This is a genomic window from Williamsia sp. Y712, from assembly GCF_059445525.1.
Window position 1 is genome coordinate 3,003,797 of record NZ_JCAIUN010000001.1, and the last position, 17,120, is coordinate 3,020,916.

The following is a 17,120-nucleotide window of genomic DNA, read 5'->3' on the forward strand; positions in this document are numbered from 1 at the left end:
GTGCTCCTCAGAGGAGGGCTCGGAACAGCCCGAACAAGCCGGCGTGGATCTCCCGCTCGATTTTCGGAAACTGTTTGGTGAAATGCGGAAAGAATCCACCGTCGGATTCGTCCGGATTGTTTTCATTCTGGCCGGCATCGAGACCGCATTCGATCGTGAACGCGACACACTCGGGCATGTCTTGATCGACGAATTGTCGGCTGAACACAAAGTCGTCTGCGCAGCCGACAAAGGTCTCCTTCGGCAGGATACCGGTGTCCACTGTCTGCGACACCGCATACTTCGACCGATTCTTTGCGATCGGCGAACTTCCCGCTGACGCCAGGATCTCGGCAGACATGATGCCCGCCAAGGTGCGCAGTCGCTGATGCAGTTGGGTCGGGATGAACTCGCCGTAGACGGAGCCGAGTAGCCCGTCGCGACCGCTCGTCGGCTGATTCGGGAAGTGATTCAGTGCGGCCTCGTCGAACCGCTGGGTTGCATCTGTCTCTTGGTTGCGGTCGAGTCCCCATGGGTAGGTGATGCTGCGCCCGCTCATGTGCACATCGACAAATGCCTGCACTTTGCGGTCGGTGGCCAGGGTGACGATGTTCTGCGTCTCGATCTCGGATGCGGGGCTCGGACCCTTGTATATCTGGAGCTCGCACGGGTTCTCCGAGACCGCGGCTTTTGCTGCTGCTGCCGGATTGTAGAAATCACGATGGAACCAGGCGATGGGGAAGTTCCGGTTGAGGTCGACCCCGACGCACGCTGCGTTCGTCGGTGATACCCGGCGGTTCTTCCGCCACAGCTGGCTGGCGGGGGTGCTCGCCTGGAGGCTGAAGTCGCGGCCATCAGGATTGATCAGCGGCACGAAGATCAACTCGAGCTTGTCGAACATCCCGGCGACGTCGGCGGCCGCGATCGTGTAGTTGGGGTCGCTGTAGGGGACACCGCCGCTGACGAACTCGGGATAGACGATGTCGGTATTCAAAGCCCGACTGTTGAGCAGCCGCGTAGCCAGTCCGATCAGAGCGTCCGGCGGTGCCCATTCGCGGGCGTGTGCGCCGCCGATCACCAGGACGGGAATCCGGTCCTGAACAGCTGGATCATGAAGTACGACAACGTTAACCGGATTGCCGCCGTCCGTCGCGGTCAGCTGACTCATGGTGCAGAGCGTAGGGAACGTGGTGGCGAGAGCAGTGAGCGCCTCGGTGACCTGGAATGCGGTCAAGTATCCCATCGGGTTCCTCGATCGTTGGCGTGAAAGACCGGACGACTATTCGAGATGCTATGTACGCTATACCGTCGCGGCGCTTTCTACCTGAGTAGTCGACTACTCAGGTAGAAAGACGTCGACTTCGTGGGCGCGGCAGGTAATCGGTAATCCGACGCGATGTCGCTGAACGGATTGGGCGGCGGGCCAAGGGCGTCGGTGTCCTCCAACAACGCTACCTTCTCGTTCGCAGAAACTTCCGGGTCAACAAGTATCTCAAATACCTTGTCCAACAGTGCAATAGGACGGAATGGGATCCGTCCTCCAACGCAAGTTGTTCGATGACGGTGAGCAGTTGCCGATGGCCCGTTGGCTCAATCATCCGTACCACGACCGAGCAGCCATGCATCAACGTTGTCGCAACTGGCGTCGTTTGAGGCCGTAGTGATGTACCTGTTTTCCTGAATGGCCATCCGATCTTCCTCAGCCGTCATACCAGTCAGAAGGTCACTCGAGGCCTCAGCGCGGTTGTGGTGGTGAGAGTGGGGGCCGGTTTTCTTCACCTGGTGTTGGGATTGGGAAGGTGAGCGTAGGCCGGTGGCGTTAGGCGATCAGGCGCGGTCGTGGAGGGTGATCTGGTAGCCGTCGGGGTCGGCGAAGGTGAATGTCCGACCGAAGGGGCCGTCGATCGGTGCAGAAATGATGGTGTGACCGTCGGCGACGAGAGCATCGTGAATGGCCTGGACGTCTGTGGCGTGGAGCCAGATCACGGCACCGATGCCGGGCTGGGCAACGGATGCGAGGTCGGTGCCGGGAATGACGTCGCGCAGTGCGAACGCGATCGGTTTCGTCTCGAAGACGACGGCGTGCGGGGGTCCGACCTGCGAGCGGACGAGGCCGAGATACTGCTCGTAGAACGCCTGCGAAACGCTTAGGTCACGCGCTTGGAGCGAGAGGAAATCGGGGCCGGTGGCGGGCATGATGATGCTCCTTATTTTCGTGTCAGTTAGCTGACACGGAGAACAATATGTCAGAATACTGACATGAGTCAAGACGGTGTTGATCTGGAGACTTCGCTGGGCTACTTGCTGAAAGAGGCTTCGAGCGCCCTCCGTGCAGCGATGGAGGAAGTGTTGCGGCCGTTGGGGATGAGCGTGACGCACTACTCGTGCCTCGAGTTGCTGGCTCAGCGACCGGGCTTGTCGAACTCCGAGCTCGCGCGGGGTGCGTTCGTGACGCGGCAGTCGATGAACGTGCTGCTTCAGGCCCTGGAACGAGATGGCTATGTGACCAGGCCTGCAGAGGCGGCCGTCGGGAAGGTTCTTCCCACTCGGCTCACGCCTCGCGGTCGACGGAGTCTTGAAAAGGCGACCGTGGCCGTCCGGTCCGTCGAGGTCAGAATGCTGGCCGGCATGACTGAGACCGAGCGGTCCGGTGCATTTCGGATCTTGCGGAGCATGATCGATTCCCTGCGCCTTAGCGGCGACGATACATAGCGTTCCCGGGACTTCTACTTTCTGGTTTATCGCCGATGAGGTACCTGAGGGTTTCGAAAGTTGCAGTGCTGAAAATGATTTGGCACTTGGTGAATCCGTCGGAGACGGTGCGCGACTCTCGGGAGGGATCAGCCCGAAAGGGGAAGCGCGTCAAGCGAGGTCGTCGCGATCGCAGTCAACTCGGGTCGGCCGACGCCACCGTTGGCCAGCACTTCCATCCCGCGTGTGACGGCCACAAAATAGGCGGCCAGGGTATGGGGGTCCGCCGCGGCGTCGATCTCTCCGCTGACCTGGGCGTCGATGATGCATTGACAGTAGATCGCTTCGAGTCTGGTGAATCCCTCGAGCGCTGATGTGGCTACGTCAGTGTCTCGGTGGCCGAGTTCGACGATGGCTTTGGTGAAAAGCGAGTCTTGGCGCTTCTCTTGAGTCAGCGCGAAGGCGACTTTCAGCATCTGCGCCCTGATCCGTTCGAGCGGGGTGGAATCGGGGCCGCCCAATGCCTGGTCCACGGCGGCGACCGCGTCGATGGCGCTCGCCGACAGTGCCTTCAGGAACAGTTCGTGTTTGCCACCGAAGGTGTTGTACAGGCTCTGCTTTCCGAGTCCCGTCGCTTTGACCAGGTCATCCATCGTGGTGCCGCCGTACCCGTTGTGCGCGAATACTTCGCCGGCCGATGCGATGACCTCGTCTTCGTTGAACTTTCTGGGACGCGCCACCCGATCTACATTAGCCGTTCTTGACGTTTTGGTCCATAAGTGTATTTTGGACTAGAAGGTCAATAACTCAGCTGAGGAGAAGTCATGGGACAGATGGATTCGCGAACCGCATTGGTAACCGGAGGAACTTCGGGTATCGGACGAGCGATCGCCACGAGGCTGGTCGACGAAGGGGCGCATGTTTTCGTGACCGGTCGCCGCCAGGGCGAAATCGACGCGCTCGGCGCCGAATTGGGCGAGGGGATCACCGGTGTGCGCAGTGACGTGTCCGATCTCGATGACCTCGACCGGTTGTACGCGATGATCGCCGAACGGGGAAGTGGCCTCGATGTTGTCGTCGCCAACGCCGGGGGAGGCACGTTTGCCGCCCTGGCCGACCTCGAGGCCGAGGCTTTCGACCACACGTTTGGCATCAATGTCCGCGGGACGGTGTTCACGGTGCAGAAGGCTCTGCCGCTGCTCAATCCCGGAGCGTCGATCGTGGTCACCGGATCGACCTCGGCGGCTCGGGCAACGCCGGCATTCGGTGTCTACTCGGCGAGTAAAGCCGCGATACGTCAGTTCAGCAGAGTGTGGGCGGTCGAGCTCGCCGAGCGAGGAATTCGGGTCAACACCGTGACGCCGGGACCTACCGAAACTCCCGGGCTTGCCGGCCTGGCCTCTGATCCCGAGGAGTCTCGCGCCTTGCTGGAGCGGGAGGCAAGCCGCGTCCCGCTTGGTCGGCTCGGGCGGCCCTCGGAGATCGCCGACGCCGTCCTGTTCCTGTCGTCGCCTCAGGCGAGCTTCATCACTGGCAGCGAGATGTTCGTCGACGGCGGCGAATCTCAGGTCTGAAGTCCATTGCCGGCGGGCACTTTCAAAACAACATTGCGTCAGCTGTAGCCAACTATGTTGCGCCGCAACGGTGATCAATCCTAATTCGACGGAACGCTGACAGGGGCCTTTCAGAACGGGCGGATCTGCTTTTTGGTTCCTGTCTCGCGAGGTTAGCCGGCGGTGACCGTATGTCGGCATCAGGGTGCCCTGAGAATGCCCGACGATGTCGATCTTCTCGGCACCGGTCGCCGACAGCACCACTCCATTCGGCCCCGACTGACCTCAGTGGCAGTGACTTCCGCCGCGCGGGCACCGAATCGGCGTTGACGGAGCACCGCCACGGAAGAGTACCGAATGGGTCCGCAGTTTGAGCTGGGTGGTCGCCACGCCTTTGTAACGTGCCTCATATGTCGGAATTGGTGCTCGTGGTGTTGCATCCCGAATGGATCAGCTGCAGCGGCGGGGGATCCCGGAGTTCGGGCCAGCACAGCGCACCTGACCTGGCGACGTCTGTTGAGTCGCGAATCGTGGTGGGACACCCACTGCCGGACCAAGAGTCGTGCCAGGGCAGCAACGTCGCCGAGGTCCTGGACTTCGTGGCGTTGCCAATAGGCGTCAGGCGCACTGGGGCTCTCCGGTCTGCTGCCGACCGGATCGGTTGCGGCGGAACCAATCCGGTACACCTTCCGATTCGGAAGGTGAGCCTTCCGCGGGGTGGGCCAGCGTTACCGACCGGGGACGTCTTTCTGAAGGGAAGCGGTAAATGACTCCATGGACGCGTTGTCCCCACCCCAAGCTCTGCCCACGGCCCCTCCAACCTGTTGTGGAACAGCTCTTTTGCGCACTGTTTGACTACAGCGCAAAAGCTTGCGGGGGTCCTGCAAGGCTGGCTTTGGCTTGTCTGCCGAAATCGTCGAGAACCTCCAGGTCTCCTGCTACCAATCCATCGAGAGCAATACGTGCCAGATCGGCCGGCTGGTTCAGCAGTTCTTCAGGCAATGTCATGCCTGCTTGTGCTGCGTAATCGAGAAGGGTCTGGGTGGCGATCAGGCCGGGCACCAGCGCGGTGACCTGTGTTCCCTGTCCCTCTAGTTCAACTCGTACGCCATTGGTCAGACCCCATGCCGCGGACTTGGCGGCGGCGTAGGCGGTATTGCCGTCGACGGTATTCCATGCCGCGGCGGACAGGACGTTAAGGATCGCGCCACCACCATTGCGGGCGAGGATCGGTGCAAACGCTCGGATAACGGCAAGGGTGCCATAGTAATTGGAATCCATCACGGCGCGGATGGCGTCGAGTTCACCGGTGACGAGGTTTCCGCCGCCGGTGAAAGCAGCATTGTTGATCAGCACATCGACGTCGCCGGCGGCCGCTGCGGCAGCATCGACCGACGCCTGGTCGGTGATATCTAGGCGGAGAACCTCGACGCCGGGAATGTCGATCAGTTCTGGCCGCCGTGCAGTCGCGTAAACCTTCGCGCCTCGGCGCACCAACTCGCTTGCCAAGGCGTGGCCAAGTCCTCGGTTGGTGCCGGTGACAAGCGCTGTTGTGGTCGAAAGTTCCATCTGTCCTCCAGGTGCTTGTTCCGGGCCGATAAGGTGACCCATCGGTCCGCTTACATCTGTGAAGCTAGCACGAATCGGACCGGACGGTCACCTTGCTAGCATTGAGAGATGCCAACTGACCGACCCATGCGCGTAGATGCTGCTCGAAATCGGCAATTGCTGTTGGCCGCAGCCGAAGAGGAGTTCACCGAGCGCGGATTGTCGGCCTCGGTCGCCCAGATTGCTCGTCGGGCGGGCGTAGGTAAAGGTACGGTTTTTCGGCATTTCGCCAGCAAAGAGGATCTCATGGTTGCAATCGTTACCGGCCATCTCGACATTCTCATCGCACATGCGCAACAGCTGGCAGGTGCGACCGACCCGGGGGCTGCGCTATTGGAATTCTTGACCGTGGCGGCCGACGAGCGGCAACAGCATGACGTCGACTTCCTGTGGGCGGTCAGCGACGGCGATATAAGGGTGACGCAGCTACGAGACCGCCTGCACCTGGCCATCGATTCGCTTGTTGAGCGTGCCCGTCAGGCCGGCACTATCCGCCCTGATGTGACTGGGGCAGATATTTTCCTGCTGATGTGCGCACCGATTCATGTCGTCAGCAATCTCTCCCATCCCGATCCCGAGCTATGGAAGCGATACCTCGCGATCATCTTCGATGGCCTCCGCCCCGAAGGCGCCAATCCTCTCCCGCAACCCGCGCCGACCCTGCTCTGAGACAGCGCGAGCGCGCAGCTGTCCGAGGCAGCGGTGATCGCAGAGCATGTGCAGTTCGACATCCTGTAGTCGTCGCGGAGTGTGGCATTCAGCGGAAAATGTCGCTATTCAATGCAAGTGAAATCGTGGCTCAGGTGCCGCTGCGTACCCTCTGCGTGCCAGGGGACAGTGCTGCTAGACAGGAACAGCAGCCGATCGTGCCAACTACGTCATGTTCGGTTGCTGTGTTTTGCGCGGGTGGTGCGAGGGCGATGGCTTGAGGACTGCGGTCAGGTAGTGGGTGCCGTCGGGGTGTGGAGTGAGTCGGCCGTAACGGTCTTGCAGATCAGATTGGCTGGCGATTGTGGTTTGCCAGTTGGGGTCGAGTTGGTTGGAGGTGCCGCGGCTGCTTCGTCCGGTGGTTGCGGCTTCGTTCGTGCTGACGAGCGTTTTCAGTTTCCGGTAGCGCTCAGGCGTAGTTTGAGAGGTTGTCGCTGCCAGTTGGGCGATCTGTGCGAGGTGGCTGCCCTGAGTGGAGAGTTCGGTGATCGTCGTCAACACCCGTTGGACGATGTTGTCGGGTAGGTAGGGGAGCACGCCTTCTTCGAGCCACGCAGTCGGTGTGTCGTCACGAAACCCGGATGCGCGCAGGTCTTGCTCCCACGGCCCGCATAGGTCGGTACGGACGACATGCCGAGGCACAGGCCTGGGTTTCGAGACATTCGCTAACACTTGCTCTTTGAAGTCGAACATCGGCGGGAGGTCGATCTCGAAGACTGGTGTGTGCGTCGGTAGCGGCAATCGCAGAGCGCGCGTATCGAGCCCGGCGCCCAAGATCACGATCTGCTCGCACCCGCGCTCGCACGCTGCGACCAGGTAGTCATCGAAATACCTGGTAGCCAGAACGCGGTCGTCGTAGAAGTCGTCGACCAGGTGCTGCATCTGCTCCCACGTGCTGACCGCGCCCTCCGGAGCGGTCTCGGCGTGGAACGCCTCTTCGGCCGCCTGCGCAAAAAGCTGCGCGTACGGATCGTCGAACAACGCATCCTCGCGCACCGACTCGCGAGCGCGAATCAGCGCCACCCCGATTGCCGATAGCCCCACTCCCGCTAGCGAATCCGGCAACGATCTCCCCATGGACACAACCCTCCCAGTTGGCTCACTCTGCAATATAGTCCGCCCCGCCACACGGGTTGAGCTTTTTTCAACTTTGGCCGGCGGACGGCGCAGTGTGGGTTGTACTGATGCGAGGTGGTGGCTGTGCAGTTCTGGTCTTGTCAGGCGCCGCGGGTGAGGTCGAAGTCGTAGCGCGACGTCGGCACCACGTCGAGGTTCCGGTCGGCACCGAAACGGGCAACGCTGTTGAGCATCAGGGTCATTCGATGATCAAGGTCGTCCTTGTCGCCGCCGCTGCCGTAGAACGCGTGTATGTCGTTCACTGCCGCCATTGGGAAGAGCTCCTCGACGATGCCGTCCACGCGCGGGGTGTCGTCGAGCAGCGCTCGAGTGACTATGTTTTGGACGTAACCGAAAGTGGCCTGGGTGTCGATCGCCACCTGTGTGTGGTGTCCGAGCCACCGCTCGAGCCACTCGTCGTGGCCGAGCTCGGCCGGCCGACGGAGGAACGCGATGTTGGACAACGCGTCGATCCGCGATCCGTCGGCGGGCAGTGGCGGGTCAAGCGGTGTGCGGGCCTCGACTTCCCAGGCCGCGATGGCCCCGTCGATGTCCTCAGCGAGAGTGGCGAGCAACTTGTCGGGGTCTGGGGCCCAGAATGTCACCACGGCTTGGATCGGGGGATCGAGCTGGTCGATTCGCATGGCCGGTGATACCGGTTCGTCGCTGATGTTGACCTGAACACGAGTGGCACCCGACGCGGCACACCGATTGACGAGGTCGGCGGTGCTCGCCCGCGACAATCCGCCACTTCGGATCGCCACGATAACCTTTGAAGAAGTCACGATGCGTGACGGTACCCGTCAAAGGCGCCTGCGGTCCGTAGTTCGTGAAAAGCCGATCCCTTCGATGGCCCGGTGCCGAAGAAGCTGCGCGAGAAGACCATCGGGCCCCGTGCGGTGCGAGGCGCGCCACCCGCACTAGCAACTCTATGTTGGAGTGACCTGGGGCGAGAGCCTCCCGACTTGAGTTGACCGAGGCAGCGATCAAGCGCGAAGGCACTAGAGTAGGCGACGCTTTGTTACCGGTGGCGAAAATATATTGTACGACAATCAATTTCGTCGATGCTGGAGATTACGTCGGGTGTCGACCCTGTATTGCTGGTGGGGGAGGTGTACCGGCGTGCGAAGACGGCACTGGTCAGAGTGTGCCGATCACAGTTCGACGGCTCTTGTCGAACCACGCTGCGAGCCCGTCCTCAAGTCGGGGTGACATAAAGCCCCCGGAATCACCCCACGGCCACGCAACATGCGCTCGGGCTACCTGATCTTGAACTCTTGAACAAGGTCAGCGACGCAGGCGAGGATCGACTCTTCGTCGTCGTCGACTTGAGGGGCTCCGCCGTTGATGCCGAAACCGTTGCGCCCGTGTCCAGCGACGGTGACAGCGCTCAGCAGCACCACTCCGCCGGTGTTCACCTCATACTCTGCGACCCAGTCGATCTGCTCTATTGAGCCGCCGTAGTGACGGACGCGCAGATCGCGTCCAAGCAGAAGCAGTGCCTCGATCCACGCATACGGCAGATCTGACGACACGATCTGAACGCCCCGTATGGGTGTCCATATGGCTGTCAAGACTTGCTCTCGGGGCTCCAGTTCGACGAAGTTGATCACGGCGTTCAGTCTGTCATTTCAACGGCGTTGGTTGTGCGGAATTAACCCGTGCTGGGTGAATGATCGGAGGTCTTGGTAGGACGGAATTCAATTTACGTTTTGCCACTCGCGACAAAACTGATTGTGCTGCAATAGTTCTCGCACAGTCCGACGGTAACACCGGCTACGCAGTCATTTTGGCGGTGTTACCGTCGGACGCTATCGCTGTTCCACTGAACGTCGGGGTGCTTGGTTCGGTGGCCGGCAAATCTGCATCGGCCGCCCCGAATCGCTGTCAGTCTGTCCTGACATGACGAGTGCTGTAGAACTCTGTTGATCAACGCGACCAGATCGCCACGATCGCCAATTCCGGTCGCGGCCAACAGTTCCTATCCGCAAAGTTCGAAAAATTGTTGTCCCGCAGTGGTTTAAAGGGCGCGCTGGTCAGGGTCTGGTATGCGAATGCGCGGCGATGCGGGACGACCGGATGGGGAGCGGGCAGGTGCTAGCGAGCGGTGTATTCGTTGGTGCAGTCCAGGGTGCTCATCCAACCGTTGGGGGCGGTGTTCGTGACCGAGGCGACCACCGTGATGCGGCCCTTGCCGACGTTCTGGACCGGCAGCGTGATCTGGGTGTAGCCGCGGTCCACCGACGCCGACCGGATGGAATCCCACCCGCCGCCGCTGAGCCCGGTGTCCAGGTTCGCCCAAATCACACTCGCGTCCTGTTTGTAGGCCGCACGGGTGGTGGAAAGGGTATGGAACCTGAAAGTGGTCTTCCCGGCACCGGTCGGAGCGGTGGTGACGATCGATCGCTCGACGCGGGTCGGCTCCGCGGGATCTGGGTAGGTGATGGTGCACAACGGGCGCGGCACCGGACTATGTCGCAACAACACTCGCCGATCCGCACATCACGCAGTGGGCGCAGCAGGTCTTGCCGCAGTGCTGACCCAGCACCAACTCGCCAGACGAATTTCCTCCGGTGAGTGACAACGCAGATTTCCGTGGCTCGTGTGCGCGAAGTACGACATTTGCTGCGAACAAAACCAGGGAAACTCCACGGCGCTGGTCGAATGTAATAGACAGGTTGCGACCCCGAGAGGCACTTTCCCGTACAGGAGTTCGAGCAACTCGCGAGCACCGGGCATCGACTCGACCGTCGCCGACAGTTCGGTTTCCACCCGCGGGAGCAGCTGCAGGTGTAACTCGGGTCCTGTCCCCGGCCGGCCGAAGTAGTCCGCCATGTTGGCGCACGCGGTCTCCAGGGTTCGTCCGATGAGCAGGTCCTTTTCCGCAGCGCCGAAACCGAAACCACAGTCGGCAAATAGCGAAGCCTCAGCCCGGGACCAACACGTTTCGGTGTCGAGGAGTAGGCCGTCGCAATCGAATACAACAGCACTGACCGGTGAGGGAATCGACACCAGACGACCATATCGGCACCTGGCCGCTTTTCGTTGTCCGGGCGCCTCTGTCTATGTCTGTCTGGTGCTGAATGTTTGAACAAATCGCCACGAGATCACCCATTCGCACAGGATGGCTCGCCGCCCGGGCGGAATATCAGGGGGTTGGTTGGGTCGACGACGGCATGTTTGGTGCCTGTTTCGTCAGCGTGCCATTTGTAATCGTTGAGCAGTTTGCTCCTAGCTGGTCGACGATGGCGGAACCGCCGTCGGGGTAAACGAAATTGAACTGCATGTTCTGGACTAGTTGGTCTTCTCGACCTGGCGGGCAACTCATGCTGGGTTGACCGGCAGTATTGAACGACTTAGTGAGATCTGCGAGTGCGGTGTCGGTGAAAGTGATCATGTCGCCTACCAGAGCTCCGCCATCGGGGTTGTTGAGGGTTGATTGGTAGGTGCACTGGTAGGCCACAGTCGGAGATGCAGGTACTAGCATGTCTGGGTCGGAGTGCGTGCTCGCAGGCCACAATTTATCGGTAGGCGACGGCGGGCATTGCCAGGCATCCCGCGTGGCAGTTGGACTATTGCCGTCTGCCTCGGTGCTCGTTTCGTCGGTGCACCCGGCGGTGGCAACGAGTATGAATGCACTCGTTGCGACCGCGGCAAGCAGCCGCTGGCAAGGTCTCATTGTATTGATTCTATCTCTGCATCGTCCCCGCTACTTCTGAACGACCTGACCGAGGGACGTAAGAGGGGGTCTGGCTGGTCAAGCTCCAATCAAAGAGTTGGCCGGTGGCTTGGTCGACGTGTTGATCGATCGCGCTGCTACACGGACCTGCGGCGGGTAGCAGCAGTTCGATGTGGGCGAGTTTTCCTGAGCGCCCGTGTGGTTCACGGTTCCGAAGCCAGGGGACCGATCTGGGTCATGCCGACTGGGCTGGATGAAAGGTCCAGAGATAATCTCGATAGGTCGTCGACATATGGGTCAGATTCGGTGCAGTGCGCACGTCGCTTTTGGCGGTGCCCTCCATACGTCGTCACTGATGACGTAACAGATTGTGGGCCAATGAGAACTGGGTAACGAGACGTGTCGAAGTGAAACGCGTGGGTGTCCGCTATCGGTCTTCGCCGAGTGTGCGGTCTATGGTCGGGGCCATGGGCATCAGTCGAGCAAATGTCAGTCACTCACGTTGGGCTCATGTTGTCGCTGCGGTTGTTGTCGTAGCGGGATCTATTCTCCTGATTGAGGGGGTAGCGAACGGTCGCTGGGTTCAGGTGTTGTGGGTTGTGCTGGTGGCGTCATCGGCGGTCAGTTGGTGGGGTGGAGATCGACTGCGGGAGGTGGACCTCGATCGCCGGATGCGGTGGCGGGTGATGGCATTTCGCGCACTGTGCTGTCTGGGTTTGGGGGTCGCCGGGGTGCTCGTAGTGGTGATGCAGGCCTCGGTGTTGCAGCGCATTGGGGGGTGTCTACTTGTTGCGTCCTCGTTCTGCGGCGTCGTCGAGCTCTTCTACAGAGTCCGCTCACTTCGTGAGCCACCTGAGCGGCCTACGCAACGAGGGTTCGTGAGGTAGCCGTTGGGCGGGCATCCTGAGGTTTATGGTCCGCTCGACTCAATCCGCGGCGACACCAAGTGCGAATTCAGTGTTTTATAAGAACACGGGTGTGAGTGCCGCTCCAGTGAAGTTGGCTGCGATGGCAATTGCGGCGTCGAGGGTGTGGAACTTTCCGTCGGGTAGTGGTCCTTCACTCGTGGGATCGATCCCGACCTCGGCTATCCGTACTTGCCACTCTTGAGGAATCTGACTCGGGCAAATGCTACAGCGTAGCAATGGGTCTAGATGTACGACCTGGATTCCATTGGACCATAGGGCAATTCCGTTGATGGCTCCGGCGCAGCATGTGAGGATCCCTCGCCCCGGGTTTTGAACCTGTAGTCGTGGGTGTTTGCAGATCGTTGACGTCTTGACCGTTTGCGAATTATGCAGTGGGGGAGCAATATTCGTGTTTGTGGTGTTGCGCGGTCGGTTTCGGTGCTGCTGCGTACTCTCTGCGTACGGGGCCGGTCTGCGCGGATTGAGCCGCGACGCTTGTCGGTGCGCCGCGCGCGGAAGACTTTGTGGAACCGAAGCCCGAGCGTGGGATGCCGCGATCAGGCCTAACGCGACAAGGGCGCGCACGAAGGAATTCGCCGTAACGTCTTCGTGCGCATCTTGGGGCGGATGGAACTGTCTGCGCAACTTCCGTAGCATCCTCCAGATGAGCACTACAATTCGAATCACCGTTGTACAGCAACGTCTTCGACTCCTGCCGGGCGAATACCGCATCGCGGACTCACCATCTGGCAAGGTACCCGGGCCTGCAGTGGCCACCGTCGTTGCGCCGGACTGCACCACAGTCGTCGAGGTGCAGGATTCAGACGGGGACGGCGATACGTGGCGGTGTTTCTACGGTGACGAGTCGGCACATGAACTGGACGTCCCCGGGATGGCGGTCTCGGTACTTGCCCCGTTGGCAACCGCAAACATCTCGGTATTCGTCCTGTCCACGCTCTCTGCAGATCTGGTGTACGTCCCAACTGATCACGTCGAGGCCGCGATCGAGGTCCTGCGTGAATCTGGTCATCACGTCGCTGCCTAGGATGGAAGTAACGTCGCGGCGAACGAGGGGGCGACGTGACGGCTGCTACTCGATATGGCGCGGGTGTGTTGCGCTGAGTGTTTCGTAGGTTGCACTGCTGCTGATGTTTGCCTGACTGTCACACTCTGGTGAGGTTCATTCTCCTGCGGTGGGGTGAACATGTTCTAGTATGGGACGCTGGCGATCTTGGGGGTTCGATTATGGTGGCGTTCTTTTCAGCGGTCGACGGTGGCTCATTGCGCCCTGAGTATCTATCGATCAGCCCATGGTCACAATCGCAGATCGGTGGTTACGCAATCTGTGGAACTCTCGCGCGGTCAATCGAGCACAGTCGGCAAACGGAGGGCTTCATGCCGGCTCGGCTGACCGTGGATCTGTTCAAACCGATCCTCACCGAGCTGATCGATGCGCGAAGCGTCGTGGTTCGCAGCGGGCCGCGGATCGAAGTCGTCGACAGCGAAATCGTCCAGAACGGTGAGGTCAAGGCCCGCGCGAGTGCTCTATTCGTTGCAGTTGGTGGCGAACCGCCGGGCGATCTGTGGCGGTCGAACGATCCGCTCCCGGGTGCGCCGGACGTGGTCGACACGGTTGGCCCCCCGCTGTTGAAAAGTGGCGACGGCCCGTGGAGCGGCGACTTTTCGGAGCATCAGAACTCGGATCGGAAGGCCGTGTGGCAGAATTTTCCACCGCTCATCGCAGGCGAGGTCATGTCTCCGTTTCAACGCGCGGCGGTCATGGCGGAGACCACCAGCCTTGTGTGTCACTGGGGGACAGAGGGTGCCGGTTTTATCAACATAGACACGACCCTCGCTTTGTGTCGCCTTCCCGTGGGCTCTGGCCTCGGCCTTCGTGCGGACAGCCAGGTCAGCGAACATGGGATCTCCGTGGGCACCGCCACCATGTTTGACCGCCTGGGGTACCTCGGCAACTGCACGGTGACCGCAATCGCCAATGCTCGTCGACAGGTCGATCTTGGATCACTGTGAACCAGCCAACTTTGAGGGGCTCGTTAAACCATCTGCGGGACAGCAGGTTTGCCTACTGTGAGTCGTCTGAGTCAACCGGTGGAACAATCTGTTGCAGTGCGCCAGAATGCATGTCCGATTGTCACGATGCCAGGGGACCCGCAGATGTCGTCGTCGAGCCGACTGTAGTCATTGGGTGAATGCCCTAGACGGAGATCTGCCGCATCAGAAGTCCGTGAGCGTCGGCTCAAAATGCGATGTCCAGGTTGGCCAAATGTTCGGAATTTGCGAGTACATCCAGTTTTGCGATGTGGTTGTCACGGAAGGTGATCAGGTACACCGCGTGAACCACACCGTCTGCTACATAGGCCGCGGCTGGAACGCCGTCGATGTAGACCAGCCTTGTCAGTTCCGCCCGGCCGGCAAAGACTCTCGCCACGGCGTCCACACCGCGGATGTTCTCGGTGAGCAGCGGCGCACCGAACTGTGCTCCGGCTGTTGCGAGTTCGACAGCGGCATCGTCGCTCCGCAGTTCTATCTCCGGGTCGAGGAGTTGCAGCAGGTCTCCGAACTCTCCATTGCGTGCCGCAGATAGGAACGCGTCGATCGCTGTTTCCTGGTGTTTGCGCAGACTGTTGACGTCGACCGCTCTGAGGCGTGCGCGAGCGCGGGAGGCGAGTTGGCGGGCGTTGGTGGGGGTTCGTTCGACGATGGGAGCGATGTCGTCGTAGGACAACGCAAAAACGTCGTGAAGTACCAATGCGAGCCGCTCGAGCGGCCCGAGCGTATCGAGAACCAGTTGCATGGCCACTGCGAGCTCTTCCGATCGCAGCGCGCTGCCCGCCGGGTCGCCTGCCGCAGGGATATGGTCGGCAGCTTCGGTATCCCAGCCGGATTCACCGTCCAAGTCTTCGCGCCATGACACGCGCTGACGGATCATATCGATGCACACCCGGGAGATGACCGTTGTAAGCCAGGCCTCGAGGTTGTCGATGCCGGCCACATCGCTGCGCTGTAGCCGGAGCCAGACATCCTGCACTGCGTCGTCGGCATTCCACGGCGAGCCCAGCGTCCGGTAGGCGATGGCATAGAGCTTCTGCTGATGAACGGCGAACTGTTCCGCCAGGGCGTCGAGGGTGTAGTCAGACTGATCAGGCATCACGGGGCTCCTTCTGACAGCAGCGTGTCACGTTTTGTTCGGCTCGCTCGACTCGTAGGTGAGGCAGGTCGTTCGTTCCCTGCTCGGTATCCACAACATCACCTCGGCGAAGGAGCCACCATGACCATTCTTCCCACAACAATCAGTGAAGAGTTGCGATCGATCGTCCGCGGGCGTGTCTGGCTCACCACCGACTCCGGCTTCGATGACGCGCGACGGCCCTGGAACCTGGCTGTCGAGCAGAACGTTTCCGCAGTCGTCGAAGCGGCCGACGCCGACGATGTCGTTGACCTTGTGCGCCTTGCCAGTTCGAGGAAGCTATCGATTGCCACACAACCGAGTGGGCATGGGGCGACAGGCCGCACGGCGGGGTCCATCCTGCTGCGAACTGCCCGTCTGAACTCGATCGACATCGATCCGACCACTATGACCGCTCGAATCGGTGCCGGTGTCCGCTCTGGCGACCTGCAACGAGCCGCCGCGGTGCACGGTTTGACCGCGCTACCCGGCAGTTCACCCGTGGTAACCGTGACGGGCGCAGCGCTCGGAGGAGGGTTGAGCTGGTTCGGTCGTTCGTTCGGGTGGATGGCCGACAGCGTGCGTGCCTTCGACGTGGTGGAAGCCGACGGCAACGCGCACCGCGTCACCCCGGTCGCAGACCCAGACCTGTTCTGGGCACTGCGCGGGGGTGGCGGCGATCTGGCGATCGTCACCGCGATCGAACTGCAACTGCGCCCGGCGCCCCAGATATTCGGCGGCCGCCAACTCTGGCCGGCAACCCATGCCCGTGAGGTCGCCGAGGCGTACCGGTCGATGACCGAGAAAGCGCCAGATGCCCTGAGCCTGTGGCTCGAGCTGTTGAACTTCCCCGGCTCGGATCCGTTGATCGCTATCGATTCAACATTCTTGGGTGACGAAGCCACCGCGCGTGGCCTGATGAGCGAGACCGATCTTCTACCTGCGCCTCTCTCGGACACGCGCGCGGTCATGAGCGCCGCGAATCTGGGGTCGATCACTGCGGAGCCGACCGACCCGGGGCCCGGACAATCACGTGCCGAACTTCTGACGAGGCTCGACGACCAGGCACTCGCGGCCCTGATCAATGAACCAATTGCTCCTCTGTTGAGTGTGCAGGTTCGCCATCTCGGGGGAGCGTTGGCGCAACCGAGCGACAGCCCGCACGGACCACTCACCGAGCCATACGCCGTCTACATGTTCGGCATTGCTTCGAGCGCCGAGATCTCCGAGTCCATCGTGGGCAAGCAAGCGGCAGTGGCAAACTCGTTGCCCATCAGTGGACGCAAGCCGATCACATTCCTCAATCCATCTGAAGAACTCACCGACGCGCTTCCTGCCGGATCGATCCAGCGTCTTCGTCAACTCAAGACGCAGAGGGATCCCGACCGAATCATCCGGGGGAACTTCAGCGTGCTCGACACCCCAGTGGGAAACGAACAGTCCCGGTAGACATTCAGAGAATGTAAACGACGTCGACGTCGACGTCGACGTCGTCATCGCTATGCCCACGGCCGCTCCTTCCGCCGGAGACTTTGTTGACCCACACCAGCGAGCCCGGCCACCGCCAACAACGCAACCTTCGCCAAGACCGCGACAGATCACGTAAGCGCTGGACGAATCTGGGTCAGGTCTGCTGGGTACGTGGACAACTCGGCCGTCGGCATTGGCAGCGGGTCTACGATGCAGACGCT

General features: G+C 61.0%; 16 protein-coding genes. 6 read left to right on the forward strand and 10 right to left on the reverse strand.

Features of this window, described 5'->3' with window-relative positions:
• Positions 1–7 precede the first annotated feature (7 nt).
• Both AC1D75_RS13765 and AC1D75_RS13770 read right to left on the reverse strand, forming a co-directional pair.
• Entirely contained in the window at positions 8–1,222 is a 1,215-nt protein-coding gene (locus AC1D75_RS13765; protein ID WP_495515740.1) for a M14 family zinc carboxypeptidase, read from the reverse strand.
• Positions 1,223–1,806: 584 nt separating this feature from the next.
• A complete protein-coding gene (locus AC1D75_RS13770) occupies positions 1,807–2,175 on the reverse strand; it encodes a VOC family protein (protein ID WP_495515741.1) in 369 nt (122 codons plus the stop codon).
• Positions 2,176–2,238: 63 nt separating this feature from the next.
• Here AC1D75_RS13770 and AC1D75_RS13775 point away from each other — a divergent pair, with 63 nt between their 5' ends.
• The gene (locus AC1D75_RS13775) at positions 2,239–2,691 is read left to right on the forward strand and encodes a MarR family winged helix-turn-helix transcriptional regulator (protein WP_495515742.1); all 453 of its coding nucleotides are present in this window, start codon (positions 2,239–2,241) and stop codon (positions 2,689–2,691) included.
• Between the two features lie 128 nt (positions 2,692–2,819).
• Here AC1D75_RS13775 and AC1D75_RS13780 read toward each other — a convergent pair whose 3' ends face one another.
• Entirely contained in the window at positions 2,820–3,410 is a 591-nt protein-coding gene (locus AC1D75_RS13780; RefSeq protein ID WP_495515743.1) for a TetR/AcrR family transcriptional regulator, read from the reverse strand.
• Positions 3,411–3,494: 84 nt separating this feature from the next.
• Here AC1D75_RS13780 and AC1D75_RS13785 point away from each other — a divergent pair, with 84 nt between their 5' ends.
• A complete protein-coding gene (locus AC1D75_RS13785) occupies positions 3,495–4,244 on the forward strand; it encodes an SDR family NAD(P)-dependent oxidoreductase (RefSeq protein WP_495515744.1) in 750 nt (249 codons plus the stop codon).
• A gap of 834 nt (positions 4,245–5,078) precedes the next feature.
• Here the strand turns inward: AC1D75_RS13785 and AC1D75_RS13790 are convergent.
• A complete protein-coding gene (locus AC1D75_RS13790) occupies positions 5,079–5,792 on the reverse strand; it encodes an SDR family NAD(P)-dependent oxidoreductase (protein ID WP_495515745.1) in 714 nt (237 codons plus the stop codon).
• Between the two features lie 108 nt (positions 5,793–5,900).
• Between AC1D75_RS13790 and AC1D75_RS13795 the strand changes: the two genes are divergently transcribed.
• Positions 5,901–6,500 carry a TetR/AcrR family transcriptional regulator gene (locus AC1D75_RS13795; RefSeq protein WP_495515746.1) on the forward strand — a complete coding sequence of 200 codons (600 nt, stop codon included), beginning with the start codon at positions 5,901–5,903 and terminating at the stop codon, positions 6,498–6,500.
• Positions 6,501–6,704: 204 nt separating this feature from the next.
• On the opposite strand, the gene AC1D75_RS13800 is transcribed toward AC1D75_RS13795, so the two are convergent.
• The 5 genes from AC1D75_RS13800 to AC1D75_RS13820 form a co-directional block, all read right to left on the reverse strand.
• A complete protein-coding gene (locus AC1D75_RS13800; protein WP_495515747.1) occupies positions 6,705–7,583 on the reverse strand; it encodes an SAM-dependent methyltransferase in 879 nt (292 codons plus the stop codon).
• Between the two features lie 173 nt (positions 7,584–7,756).
• Positions 7,757–8,440, reverse strand: coding sequence for a hypothetical protein (locus AC1D75_RS13805; RefSeq protein WP_495515748.1), 684 nt, complete (start codon positions 8,438–8,440; stop codon positions 7,757–7,759).
• Positions 8,441–8,914: 474 nt separating this feature from the next.
• Positions 8,915–9,190 (reverse strand): hypothetical protein, encoded by a 276-nt coding sequence (locus AC1D75_RS13810; RefSeq protein WP_495515749.1) that lies wholly within the window; start codon positions 9,188–9,190, stop codon positions 8,915–8,917.
• A 562-nt stretch (positions 9,191–9,752) separates the two neighbouring features.
• The gene (locus AC1D75_RS13815; protein WP_495515750.1) at positions 9,753–10,142 is read right to left on the reverse strand and encodes a hypothetical protein; all 390 of its coding nucleotides are present in this window, start codon (positions 10,140–10,142) and stop codon (positions 9,753–9,755) included.
• A 15-nt stretch (positions 10,143–10,157) separates the two neighbouring features.
• The gene (locus tag AC1D75_RS13820) at positions 10,158–10,667 is read right to left on the reverse strand and encodes an HAD family hydrolase (protein ID WP_495515751.1); all 510 of its coding nucleotides are present in this window, start codon (positions 10,665–10,667) and stop codon (positions 10,158–10,160) included.
• Positions 10,668–12,906: 2,239 nt separating this feature from the next.
• On the opposite strand from AC1D75_RS13820, the gene AC1D75_RS13825 reads away from it, so the two are divergent.
• Positions 12,907–13,287: an ACT domain-containing protein gene (locus AC1D75_RS13825; protein WP_495515752.1), complete on the forward strand. Its 381-nt coding sequence runs from the start codon at positions 12,907–12,909 to the stop codon at positions 13,285–13,287.
• A gap of 200 nt (positions 13,288–13,487) precedes the next feature.
• Entirely contained in the window at positions 13,488–14,273 is a 786-nt protein-coding gene (locus AC1D75_RS13830) for an acyl-CoA thioesterase domain-containing protein (RefSeq protein WP_495515753.1), read from the forward strand.
• A gap of 226 nt (positions 14,274–14,499) precedes the next feature.
• Here AC1D75_RS13830 and AC1D75_RS13835 read toward each other — a convergent pair whose 3' ends face one another.
• The gene (locus AC1D75_RS13835) at positions 14,500–15,411 is read right to left on the reverse strand and encodes a sigma-70 family RNA polymerase sigma factor (protein ID WP_495515754.1); all 912 of its coding nucleotides are present in this window, start codon (positions 15,409–15,411) and stop codon (positions 14,500–14,502) included.
• A gap of 120 nt (positions 15,412–15,531) precedes the next feature.
• Here AC1D75_RS13835 and AC1D75_RS13840 point away from each other — a divergent pair, with 120 nt between their 5' ends.
• Positions 15,532–16,878, forward strand: a complete 1,347-nt coding sequence (locus AC1D75_RS13840) for an FAD-binding oxidoreductase (RefSeq protein WP_495515755.1) — start codon at positions 15,532–15,534, stop codon at positions 16,876–16,878.
• Positions 16,879–17,120: the final 242 nt, after the last annotated feature.